Annotated in this window: 9 protein-coding genes; 8 read left to right on the forward strand and 1 reads right to left on the reverse strand. The window is 50.8% G+C overall.

Annotated elements, in window-relative coordinates; all coding sequences use genetic code 11:
• Positions 1-55 precede the first annotated feature (55 nt).
• Together ACETK5_RS11495 and ACETK5_RS11500 are read left to right on the forward strand one after the other, a co-directional pair.
• The gene (locus ACETK5_RS11495) at positions 56-1,285 is read left to right on the forward strand and encodes a serine hydrolase domain-containing protein (RefSeq protein ID WP_394057402.1); all 1,230 of its coding nucleotides are present in this window, start codon (positions 56-58) and stop codon (positions 1,283-1,285) included.
• Between the two features lie 457 nt (positions 1,286-1,742).
• Positions 1,743-2,450, forward strand: coding sequence for a DNA alkylation repair protein (locus ACETK5_RS11500; RefSeq protein ID WP_326118724.1), 708 nt, complete (start codon positions 1,743-1,745; stop codon positions 2,448-2,450).
• Positions 2,451-3,220: 770 nt separating this feature from the next.
• On the opposite strand, the gene ACETK5_RS11505 is transcribed toward ACETK5_RS11500, so the two are convergent.
• Positions 3,221-3,871, reverse strand: a complete 651-nt coding sequence (locus ACETK5_RS11505) for a helix-turn-helix transcriptional regulator (protein ID WP_394055723.1) — start codon at positions 3,869-3,871, stop codon at positions 3,221-3,223.
• Positions 3,872-4,213: 342 nt separating this feature from the next.
• On the opposite strand from ACETK5_RS11505, the gene ACETK5_RS11510 reads away from it, so the two are divergent.
• The 6 genes from ACETK5_RS11510 to ACETK5_RS11535 all read left to right on the forward strand — a co-directional run bounded on the left by ACETK5_RS11510 (position 4,214) and on the right by ACETK5_RS11535 (position 12,548).
• Complete coding sequence (locus ACETK5_RS11510) at positions 4,214-5,605, forward strand: ABC transporter substrate-binding protein (RefSeq protein ID WP_100537284.1); 1,392 nt, start codon at positions 4,214-4,216, stop codon at positions 5,603-5,605.
• Between the two features lie 96 nt (positions 5,606-5,701).
• Entirely contained in the window at positions 5,702-8,611 is a 2,910-nt protein-coding gene (locus tag ACETK5_RS11515; RefSeq protein ID WP_394055725.1) for an extracellular solute-binding protein, read from the forward strand.
• Between the two features lie 3 nt (positions 8,612-8,614).
• A complete protein-coding gene (locus tag ACETK5_RS11520) occupies positions 8,615-9,568 on the forward strand; it encodes a carbohydrate ABC transporter permease (protein WP_100537282.1) in 954 nt (317 codons plus the stop codon).
• Between the two features lie 14 nt (positions 9,569-9,582).
• Positions 9,583-10,446 carry a carbohydrate ABC transporter permease gene (locus ACETK5_RS11525; protein WP_207797501.1) on the forward strand — a complete coding sequence of 288 codons (864 nt, stop codon included), beginning with the start codon at positions 9,583-9,585 and terminating at the stop codon, positions 10,444-10,446.
• Positions 10,447-10,464: 18 nt separating this feature from the next.
• Entirely contained in the window at positions 10,465-11,925 is a 1,461-nt protein-coding gene (locus tag ACETK5_RS11530; protein ID WP_100537280.1) for a hypothetical protein, read from the forward strand.
• The gene (locus ACETK5_RS11535; protein WP_096773856.1) at positions 11,922-12,548 is read left to right on the forward strand and encodes a Yip1 family protein; all 627 of its coding nucleotides are present in this window, start codon (positions 11,922-11,924) and stop codon (positions 12,546-12,548) included. The genes ACETK5_RS11530 and ACETK5_RS11535 overlap by 4 nt, the downstream gene beginning before the upstream one ends.
• Positions 12,549-12,560: the final 12 nt, after the last annotated feature.

Here is a 12,560-nt window from a genome sequence, read left to right on the forward strand (position 1 = left end):
AAACAATAGGACTGAAAAAAAAAAGTAAAGTGAGGGAAACTTAATGATAAAGATGATGGAACAAAAGAGTGGAGGCTTCTCCGAAACAGGGCTGCACAGAATGCGCGACGTGCTGGCAAAACATGTCGATTCCGGGAAGATTCCAGGGCTCGTCGCCCTAGTCAGCCGGAACGGGGAGACGCACGTCGAAGCGATCGGCACGATGCGCCATGACGGTGGCGCGCCGATGCGCCAGGACACGATATTCCGGATGGCGTCCACTTCCAAGATGGTCGGGGCCGCCCCGGTGATGATCCTGCTCGATGAGTGTAAGCTGCATCTCGACGACCCAGTAGACACATGGCTGCCCGAACTTGCCAACCGGCAAGTGCTGAAACGACCCGACGGCCCGCTGGACGACACGGTGCCTGCGCGACGGCCGATTACCGTGCGGGACCTGTTGACTTCTACGTTCGGACTCGGAGTGGATATGACGCTAATGGGCTCACCGATCCAAAACGCGATCTTCGAGAATGGATTATTTGATACGCCAGGGCAGGAGATGCCTGAGCCGGATGAATGGATGCGCCGCCTGGGTACGCTCCCGCTATGCTACCAGCCCGGAGAGCGGTGGCAGTACCACATGAGCAACGAAGTGCTCGGCGTACTCGTTGCCAGGGTCACGGGTCAGACATTCGAGACGTTCCTGCGCGAACGCATCTTTGAACCGCTGGGGATGAAGGATACCGGCTTCTACGTGCCCGAAGGCAAGATTGATCGGCTGCCGCCTGCCTACGTCCCTGATCCGCAGACCGGAGAGTTCATCGTGTGGGACGAAGCGGCAGGCGGACGCTACAGTAAGCCTCCGGCATTTCAAGCCGGAGGTGGTGGGTTGCTCTCAACCGTTGACGATTACCACGCGTTTTTACGTATGCTACTGAACCAAGGGATGCACGGGACCGAACGGATCCTGTCCCGGCCCGCCGTCCAGCTGATGACAACGAACCGTCTGACGCCCGAGCAACAAGCATTCCGGGACGACCTGGCCAAAAACAATGTCCATTTGTCGCATGGCCAAGGGCAGCACGGCGGCTGGGGCTTCGGGATGGCCGTACGCACCTACCGCGGTGACTACGCGTCAATCGGCCAGTTCGGCTGGGACGGCGGAAGCGGTACCTCGGCGTACGCCGACCCCGACAAACAGCTCATCGGAATCCTGCTCACCCAGGTCGGGATGTCCACTCCGGATTCTGCGCATCTTATCCACGACTTCTGGACCATGGTCTATCAGGCTATCGAAGACTGATACCGAACCCGCGCATGGTACGTCGGATATCAACCCACTTCAGCCGCCGAACCGTCGGACGCTTCCGCCATTGGTCCTGATTGCCAAGGGTGGCAGAGTATTTATCACTGTTTTTGATGCGTTACTTGCAAGTTGCCTTCGGTACTTCCGTAGACGCTAGTGGTTTTAAGTAAATCAGGATTAAGTTACAAGAAGCTATAACGTTCTTTCTTCCTGCGTCAAAACAGACCGATATCTATATTGAATCGGTCTGTTTTTCGATATCACCAATGTTATCATTCTTATTGATCCACGCTGCAGGTGGTGTCAGCTTGCTGGTATCACCACAAGTTGTTAAAATTTCAGGAAAAATTCAAATCGCAAGGGGGCTGAAAGGCGAGATTCGGGTCATAGTAGTCAAAATGATGACAACGAACCTCTCGAAGATTTAATATAGGTTTAGGAGCGTGAATAATAGATGACCTATGAAGAAATCATGGAAGCATTGGCTGGCATGGGTAGTGAGCAGACGAAAAGCACTTATATTCGCCATGGTGCGAAAGAGCCGTTCTTTGGCGTCAAAATTGGGGACATGAAGAGGCTCGTTAAGCATGTGAAAAAAGACCAAGCACTCGCTCTGCAGTTGTATGATTCCGGCAACTATGATGCGATGTACCTGGCGGGGCTAAGCATCAATCCGAAGACGATCACCAAAGAACAGTTGCAGCATTGGGTAACGGGAGCCAATTGGCATTCGCCCGCCGAGTATACAGTAGCCAGAGTGGCCGCAGAGAGTCCGTATGCGCATGATCTGGCGGTGGAGTGGATTGATTCGCCGGAGGAACTGGTCGCTGTAAGCGGATGGAGCACATATGCCAATTATGTATCGGTTGCGCCAGACGAAGCGCTCGACTTGGAGGAGATACGCAGTTATTTAACCAGAGTGCGCGACACCATTCACGGTGAGCGCAACTGGGTACGCTATGTTATGAATACTTTTGTTATTTCGGTCGGCGCATACGTTGAGGCATTAACAGAGGAAGCGAAGGCTGTCGCAGAGTCGGTCGGCAAGGTGCATGTGGATGTCGGCGATACGGCATGCAAAGTTCCGATTGCAACGGAATATATCGGCAAGATCGAGTCGATGGGCCGCATCGGCAGCAAGAAAAAGACCTGCATTTGCTAACCGCATTAGCGGAGGCCGAGGCGGTCTAAGCTGTAGAGTTCCGATCATAGTGTGGCTGGCAAAGAAGCAGTGTCCGGTAACGAGAGGAAAACCACTCCACCATGGGGAATCGCGACTACGGTATATTTCGATTATCATGTTCATGTCATTTATGTTATTAAGTGTCGGGTAACAAAAACATAGTAATATAAGCAGCCGCTGAATGCGGCTTTTTATATTTATGATTACATCGAGGGCGGCAGACGAGCCGATTGAATTTGTCGCAGATCACTTAAACCCTGGATGAGTGGAGGAATGGAATGAACATTTGGTTATGGCTTGCCATTTCCGTTGTGGTTCTTGTCATTGAATGTACAATAGATCATCGAGAAACGTCCGGAAGCGGGACTTCCGGAACTTGAAAGTATGGAAAAGCTGAAGTGAACTGCTGACATGTTATTTTCCCTGATGAGAAATCAGATGACAGCAGAGAGCGGATTTACGTTCAGAAGAGGGGGCCGGGAAAGTCGTTCAGACGTGCGATGACGCCGATTTGACCGACATGGTACGATTCATGATCGAAAACATGATGGAAAATCCATCGCAGAGTCGGCGCCGAAGGCGGTTCCCAACCGTCTGAAAAACGAGGGAGCTGTAAGGCTGGTGCATACTCATCGTAAACCATGGAATTGAGCTTGAGGTCCGTTTGGTTTCGAATGTCGATATAGGCCTGTAAAACTTGCTGCGAGTTCTCCAAAGTCTGGGAGAGTTGACGCGTTCCCTTAAAACTATTAGGAGGCGACCATCTTCCGATATTCGTTCGCGCTTACGCCGGTATAGGATTTAAATCGCTTATAGAACCAGTCGATTTCCGTATAGCCCACCTCATACGCAATTTCGTAAACCTTGAGATCCGTTTGCTCCAGCAATATTTTCGCTCTTTCCATGCGCTGGATGAGCAAATATTCGTTAAAACTCATATTTTCATGGTTCTTGAACTTTTGACCAAGATAGGAGCGGTTGAAATGGAATTTGCTCGATAAGTCTTTCAGGGTAATATTTTCGTGAAGCATTTTTCCTACATATTCCTTCACTCTGTGGATCACGTCATCCTCAGTGCGGTGATGGTTCGCCTTTATAGCTGCTACGCTCTTCACCAATTCCTCAGCCGGCAACGTGCTCGGCAAGTAATCACTGACCTGAAGCTGCAGCGCTTTTCGGATGACGGCAAATTTCATGGCATCCTCGATGACGATGATGGGCAATCGGCTGATCCTCCGGATCCGACCGCACAGTTCCAATCCTTCTGTAGGGTTGCCGTTCATGTTGATGACGGCCAGCGAATAGCCATTCTCCTCGATCAGATGCAGCGATGCGTCGCAATCATGTTCGCAGATGTCCATGTTGATCCCGCATTTGCCCCAATCCTGCAGGCGAAACATGTCGCTTTCGGAATAGCAACTTATATTGATATACAGCATCTTAGATATGTTGACTCCCCCCCCGTACATTTCCTTAAACGGAATATCATTCAAAAATGTTTACGCTTTCATTATGTTGCCCCGATCCCGTTCTTCACAATGTGCTTTTCTTTGCATAGCTAGCCGTTCTTTACTTCTTTCATAGCTGGGTTATAAAGATCGGTGAACATGCCGCAGAACAAGCTGGCTATCTAGCGTTTCACAGGTTGAACATCCCGATTTCCCCAGGTTGTTGCATGGAAATGTAAGCGCTAAACTTTGGATGAATATGGACCAAACATCAATCGTTGAGGGGGATTAAAGATGCGTGTTCGCAAATTAATGGTTCTGTTATTAGGATTGGCGCTGCTGCTTGCAGCCTGCAGCGGAGGCTCAGGCAGCCCAAGCAGCGGCAACCAAGAAACCGTGGAATCGGAGACGAATAGCGGCACTGAAAACGAGACGTCGAAGGGAACGGACGAGACCGAAAACAGCGGCGAGGAAGAAGTCTACAGAACGCCGGATATGGATTTTGATTTAGGCGGCAAGACCATCAAAATCGTCTCTTGGTGGGATATGACAATTCCGGAGGATACCCCGGACAATATCGAGCGCAAGAAGAACCTTGAAGACCTGATGAAAAAGCATAATTTTAAAGTGGAGTACGTGGCGATCGATTATGGCGAGTACCAAGAGAAAGTTACCGCTTCCCTGATAGCCGGTGAGCCGATCGGCGATATCGTTCGACTTGGCAAAACCTATACGGTGCCTACCTTGGTTAAACAGGATCTGCTTTGGCCGATCGACGAATACACCCAAAACCCCATCGCCTTTAATCAAAAGGTTACGAAGGAATACTACACGTATAAAGGCAGGGGGTACGGATTTACCGAAAACCAAGCAAATCTGGTTCAAGGCATCTTTTACAATCGTACACTTATGAACCAGCTTGGCTTAAAGCCGCTTCAAGAGTACGTGAACGAAGATAACTGGAACTGGGAAACATTCATCCAAGTGGCTAAGGAAGCCAACAAAGATACGAACAACGATGGCAAGCTGGACACTTGGGGGCTAGCAAACTCCTCGCTCATGGACCATGCCTTGTATTCCAACAATACGGGGCTGACCAAAGAAGATAAGCAAAATCTCGATGATCCTGCAACATTGGATGCACTTCAATTCATTTCTCGTATTGCCATCGAGAAAATAGCAAGACCGACCGAGGGCGGCGACTGGACGGAGCCAGGGCAATTTTTTCGTCAAGGCAATACATTAATGTACGCCGGTGCCCTCTATGAGATGAGCGGCTTGCAGACGGATATGCCGGATTACGACATCGGTTTCGTACCTTTTCCAAAAGGGCCGAACGCAACGGAATACCACTCTGCCGAAGCACTCTTCCAGGCGCTTACCATTCCGAAAGCCGTCGAAAATCCGGAACAGTTGCTGTATATCTGGGAGAAAATCAACGACATTGATTCCGTATACGATTATCCGGACCAAGGCTCATACGAAACGATATTCTCGAATGAAGACGACTTGAATAACGCCAAAATGGTGGCGCCAAACATGATGATTCTTGACCACAATACATTCCCGAATTTGAAGTACTACGATTTCGTCGGGGAGCTGAATGAAGGGATATCCGTTTCCACCGTTGTTGAGAAGTATAAGTCAACGTTTCAAGCGGCCATCGACGAAGTATATGGTCCTTGACCTTGAATATTAGCCGAAGACCGATCGTCCCTGCGGAGCTCATTGCTGCGGCAGGGGCGGTCATTGGATGGATTAACCGTGTGGGAGGGAGAGAAATTGAACACCAGGAACAAGCGTTTCGGCAGCGCCATACTTGTCATCGTCCTATTTTTTTTGTCTCTATGGGCCTTCTACCCTTCGAAATCGACAAACCAAGGCACCGTTCAAGCGACCGCCGACTTTGAAGCGATCATGGAAACGGAAGGGCAGGACGGGTACAGCCAGTATTTAGACGCCCATGCATCGGCAAATCGTCCGGACCGCATTGTCCGCATCGAAGGCGAGTCTTTTGTATCAACCGCTGGGAAGGGATTCGAGATCGCGGAGAAATTACACGGTTCCGAAGGCAAATCCGTGATCACGCCAGAGGTAGGTTCCATCACATGGGACGTGAACGTGGAAGAACCGGGCTTATACCATATACGGATCCGATATTATCCTATTGAAGGTAAGAGTTCGGCGATCGAAAGACAGTTCTCTATCAATGACGAGGTGCCTTTCAAAGGTGCGGATATCGTGTTATTCGACAGGGTATGGGGAAATCGGGACGAAGAAATCAGGCAGGATAACCGGGGAAACGATCTGCGGCCAAGGCAGGTCGAAAAGCCTTCATGGCAGCTTGCGCCGCTCTCCGATCGGTATGGCTATTATGATGAGCCGTATTCCTTTTATTTTGACAAGGGCAAGCAAAAGCTTACGCTAACGTCCTTGCGGGAGCCGATGGCCATTGATTATATCGAGCTGTACCAGGATCATGCCTTGAAAACGTACGAGGAGCTGGCGAATGAATTTGAGTCCGAGGGCTTGGAACCGAGCCGGGATCAGTACATTCTGATCCAAGCGGAGGACGCCAAGCGGAAATCGTCGCCGACCTTGTATCCAACATCCGACAGATCCAGCCCGACCGTGGTGCCTTACGACGTTTCCAAAATCAGAGTCAACACCATCGGAGGCGTCAACTGGAAGCTGCCGGGGCAATGGATCGAATGGGAGTTCGAGGTGGAAGAAGACGGATTATACCAAATCGCCTTAAAGCAAAAGCAGGACCAGCTCCGCGGCGTCTTCGCCACCCGCAGCCTTATGATTGACGGGGAGTTTCCTTTTCAGGAAATGAAACGAATCCGCTTTCATTACGACCGCGATTGGCAGATGAATGTGCTGGGCGAGGAAGAGCCTTATCTATTCCATTTCACCAAAGGCACGCACCGGGTCCGAATGATGGTGTCTCTTGGCGAGATCGCACCGCTCTTGCAGACGATTGAATCCAGCGTGCTGGAACTGAATGAAATGTACCGGAAAATATTGATGATCACCTCCAATACGCCGGATCCGTTCCGCGATTATCAATTGGAGAAGCGGATTCCGGATATGGTGGAGGTGTTCGCCGAGCAGGCCGAAATCATTCAGAGCGTGGCCGATTACCTGGAAGAGGCTACGGGCGAGCGCAGCGACAAGGTAGCTGTCCTGCATTCGATGGTGCACCAGCTGAACGAGCTTGCCGAAAATCCCGAAACCGTCGCGAAGCGCTTGGATACGTATAAAGTGAACGTAGGCGGTCTGGGAACCTGGATGCTGCAGATTAAAGAGCAGCCCATCTCGCTCGATTACCTTATCATTCACTCGCCGGATCGCAAGCTGCCCAAACCGGACGCGTCGTTTCTCGAAATAACGGGCCATGAGTTAGGCGCTTACGTGGCTTCATACACGGAAGACTATGACACGATCGGCAACGCCGGCGATGAAGAAGACGCCTTTACCGTTTGGGTAACGACCGGACGCGATCAGGCCCAAGTACTGAAAGCATTGATCGACGACACGTTTACGCCTGAATCGGGCATTCCGGTGCATCTCCGGCTTGTTCCGGGAAATATCCTTCTGCCAGCTACGCTTGCCGGAGAGGGTCCGGATGTCGCGATGCAAATCGGCGAGGATGTGCCGGTCAACTACGCGATGAGGGGCGCTGCGGCCGATTTGACGAAATTCGATGATTTCGAGCAGGTGGTTACCCGGTTTCGCGACAGCGGGCTGGAGCCTTATAAGTATAACGGCGGAGTATACGCCTTGCCTGAGCAGCAAACCTTCCCGATGTTGTTCTATCGGAAAGATATTTTGGAGGAACTTGGTTTAAAGCCGCCCGCGACCTGGCAAGAAATCTATGACATGATTTCCGTGCTTCAGAAGCACAACATGGAATTTTATTTGCCGCTGGAAGCCACTAATGCAAGCCTGGTCCCGAATGCTACGTTCGCGATGCTGCTGTACCAGAACGGCGGGCAGTTCTACCGCGATAACGATACGAAGAGCGCGCTCGATTCCGACATCTCCATGGAAGCCTTCAAGAAGTGGACGCAGTTCTATACCAGCTACAAGTTCCCGCTTCAAGCGGATTTTCCGAACCGTTTCCGGACCGGAGAGATGCCGATCGGGATTGCGGATTACACGACGTACAACATGCTGACGGTTATGGCCCCCGAGATTAAGGGACTGTGGGATTTCACGATCGTGCCGGGCACTGAACGCGGGGACGGCACCGTAAACCACGAGGTTGCCAGCCATACGACCGCCGTCATGCTGCTTCAGAATTCGAAGAGCAAAGAGGCCGCTTGGGAATTTCTGAAGTGGTGGACCGGCAAGGATACGCAAATTGCGTATGGACGAGAGATGGAAGGCTTGATGGGTGAGGCGGCCCGCTATCCGACGGCCAACATCGAAGCGCTGGAGGAGCTGCCATGGCCGGTGAAGGATTACCGGAATTTGAATAACCAATGGAGATGGGTGCGAGGCATTCCGCAAGTGCCAGGAGGATATTTCACGGGCAGGCATTTGGACAATGCGTTTAGAAAAGTGGTGAATGCCAGCGAAAATCCGCGAGAAGCCTTATCCGATTATATTCTGTACATTAACGATGAAATCGAGATCAAGCGGAAGGAGTTCAATTTGCCCATATTAACAGGGGAGGTGCGGTAGTCGATGCAACCAGGAATTCAAACCGTGAAGAGCCCCAAATCGAATGTGCAGAGGAACAGCCGTAGGGTCTCCTTCATAAATGAGTTAAAACGCAGCAAGCATTACTATTTGCTGATGAGTCCGTATATGATTATTTTCTTTCTGTTTACGGTTATTCCGGTGGTCTTTTCCTTTGCCCTAAGCTTCTTTTACTTTAACATGCTGGAATTTCCGAGGTTCGTCGGTTGGCAAAACTATTCGAGACTATTTCTGAATGACGATATCTTTATGATCGCCTTGAAAAACACCCTGATGTTTGCAGTCGTAACCGGTCCTGTCAGTTATATCGCCTGCTTTGTATTTGCATGGATCATCAATGAACTGTCGCCCAAAGTGCGGGCGTTCATGACGCTGGTCTTTTATGCGCCTTCCATATCGGGAAACGTTTATTTCATTTGGCTCATCATCTTTTCCGGTGACAGCTACGGGTATTTAAACGGATTTCTTATGAAAGCCGGCTTTATCTTGGAACCGATTCAATGGCTTCTGAATGAAAACTATATTCTATGGATCGTGATTATCGTACAGCTTTGGCTCAGCCTGGGCACCAGCTTTCTGGCTTTTATCGCCGGTCTGCAAACGATCGACAAGTCACTGATCGAAGCCGGGGCGATGGACGGCATTAAAAATCGTTGGCAGGAGCTCTGGTATATTACGCTGCCGTCCATGAGGCCGCAGCTGATGTTCGGGGCCGTCATGCAGATTACAACCGCATTCGCGGTCGCGGATATCTCCATCGCGCTCGCCGGGTTTCCGAGCGTTAACTATGCGGCGCACACGATCGTAACCCATCTGATGGATTTCGGCACGATCCGCTTTGAACTCGGCTACGCATCAGCCATTGCGACGTTCCTGTTCCTGCTGATGGTAGGGACCAACAAGTTAACGCAAAAAATGTTGAGAAAGATAGGTGAGTAACGTTGGCTGCGAAAATGATTCGATATTTCCGGCTGCCGAGAACGCTGAACCGTTCTTTGCCCGTTAGCATTTTGCTGTTTGCGCTGCTCGCCTTGTTCGGAGCCTTCATGGCATTGCCCTTGATTTACGCGGTGAACAACGCATTCAAGCCGCTGGACGAATTGTTCATTTTCCCTCCGCGGTTTTTCGTAAACAATCCGACGATGGATAATTTCCTGGACTTGATGGTGTTAATGGGGAATTCCTGGGTACCCTTATCGCGCTATTTCGCAAACACGCTATTGATCACCATCATTGGAACGGCCGGACATATTCTGCTGGCGTCCGCGGCAGCCTATCCGCTAGCCAAATACCGGTTTCCCGGCTCGAAAGCGTTGTTCTCCATCGTGGTGCTCGCCCTGATGTTTTCGCCTCATGTAACGGCGATCCCGAACTATATGGTCATGTCTTGGCTGGGGTGGATCAATACGCATGCCTCCATCATCGTGCCTTCCTTGGCTTTTCCGCTCGGGCTGTTCCTGATGAAGCAGTTTATGGAGCAAATTCCCGACGCGCTGCTCGAGGCGGCCAAAATTGACGGGGCCAGCGAGTATCGGATTTACTGGTCCATTGTGATGCCGAACGTGAAGCCTGCCTGGCTGACGCTTATGATTTTGCAATTTCCCGCGCTTTGGGGCAGCGACGGCGGCAGCTTTATATACAGCGAGCATCTGAAGACGTTACACTTCGCGCTGGGACAGATCACGGAAGGCGGAATCGCACGAGCCGGCGTCGGCGCGGCCGTTGCTTTTCTCCTGATGATCGTTCCCATCACGCTCTTTATCATCTCCCAGAGCAGCGTCATGCAGACGATGGCCACTTCAGGGATGAAGGACTAGAAAGGAGGCATGACCAGATTGATCAACAGCTTGCGCAAACTGAAAACGCCTCTCCTCATCTTGATCTGCTGCTTATTGGGGGTTGGCGCAGGAACGGGGAACGTAAGCGCCGAGAGCGCCGCGGACTCCTACAATTATTCCTATTGGGGCGATGCCGTCGCAGCGCCGGCCGCTTATGTAGCGACCGAATGGATCAGCGGCTCGGACCTGGGGACGGGGGCTTTCCAAGAGCCGAGTGATCTCCACGTCGCCGCCGACAATCGCGTATACGTACTGGATTCAGGCAACAATCGGATCGTTGTGCTGGACCATGATCTAAAGCTGGTAACCACCGTGGATTCCTTCACGAGAGAGGGCAAGCCGGATACATTCCTTCAACCGCAAGGGATTTTCGTGACGGATGACGGCGATGTGCTTGTAGCGGACACGGGTAACAAGCGGGTGGTTCACTTAGATGCGGATTTTCAGCTGGTCAAGATCATCGATTCACCGGAGTCGGAACTATTGCAAGATTCGTTTAAATTCGAACCCGTGCGGGTCGTAATGGACCATGCGCAGCGAATTTATGTCATGGCTGTCGGCGTGTTTGACGGGTTCATGGAATTCAACGCCGAAGGGGCGTTTACTACTTTCATTGGCGCGAATCGCGTTTATATCGATCCGATCGAATATTTCTGGAAGCAGGTGTCGACCAAAGCGCAGCGCAGCCAGATGGTCATGTTTACGCCTACGGAGTTTACGAATCTGGATATTGACTCGGAAGGATTCATCTATGCCACTAACGGAGACCAGTGGGGGAACAACATTAAGAAGCTTAACGCGCAAGGCAGCGATATTTTACGAAGAACAGGGTATTCCGACCCGCAGGGCGACATTCTTTACATCAGCAGCGAAGGTCCTTCTAAGCTGATCGATATCGATGTTACAGACAGCGAGATTTACTCTGTTCTCGATGGCAAGCGAGGGCGGGTGTTCACTTACAACGGGGACGGTCATCTGATGTACGTATTCGGCGGGCTGGGGAACCAATTGGGCCAGTTTCATACGCCGGCCGCCATCGATCGAATCGGCGAGGATTTTCTTGTGCTGGATAAAGCGCTGGGCGAAATCACAGTATTCCGAACGACCGAGTACGGGCGAACGCTGAATGAAGCAGTCAATAGCTATTACCGTGGCGAGGAAGAAACCGCTTTTGCGTTGTTTAATCGAACGATCGCCATGAATGCCAATCTGGATTTTGCCTATGCGGGGATCGGTAAAGCCTTGCTTCGTCAAGGCGATTATAAGGACGCCATGAAGCATTTTAAACGCAGTTTGGATCAGAAAAACTATTCCAAAGCATTCCTGCTATATCGAAAAGAAGTCATGAGAGAGCATTTTCCGTTGATCATGACCGTGCTGTTCTTAGCCGGAATCGGTATTTTTGTTGCGGCAAGGCTTCGGAAAGCGAAGGAACGAAGAAAGGGGGCTTCCGCATGAGCAGGGATTGGATTCGATTCCCCCTAAATCTCATGGTTCATCCCTTTGAAGGCTATTGGGACCTGAAATACGATCGCAACCGAAAATTCACGTTGATCATTTCATTTTGCGTATTGTTCCTGGTGGCCGTTACGAACATTTTGGGGAGCCAGTACAGCGGTTTTCTAGTCCATGTGTACAATCCAGAGACCATGAACAGCTTCATGGAAATCGTGTATGTGATCGTGCCGGTATTGTTCTGGTGCGTGGCCAACTGGTCGCTTACGACCTTGATGGACGGAGAAGGCAAATTCGTCGAAATTTTTACCTCGACCTGCTTCGCGCTCCTGCCGCTCGTGATCATTCAATTTCCATGGATTTGGCTCAGCAATCTCGTTTCGCTGCAAGAGACCGCCTTCTATTATTTTTCCAACTCCGTTGCGGTTCTTTGGTTCGTATATCTGCTGTTTATCGGCAATATGACCGTACATCAGTTTTCCCCGTCCAAAACGATCGGAATTATGATGCTGACCCTGGTCGCCATGGGGTTCATGGCTTTTATCAGTTTGCTGTTTTTCAGCTTGGTCCAACAGATCGTGGCCTTTATATCCGTCATCTATCAAGAATTCGTCATGAGAACTTAAGGAGGAGGAAAA

The organism is Paenibacillus ilasis (genome assembly GCF_043195395.1).
GTDB classification, from domain to species: Bacteria; Bacillota; Bacilli; order Paenibacillales; family Paenibacillaceae; genus Paenibacillus_AQ; species Paenibacillus_AQ lautus.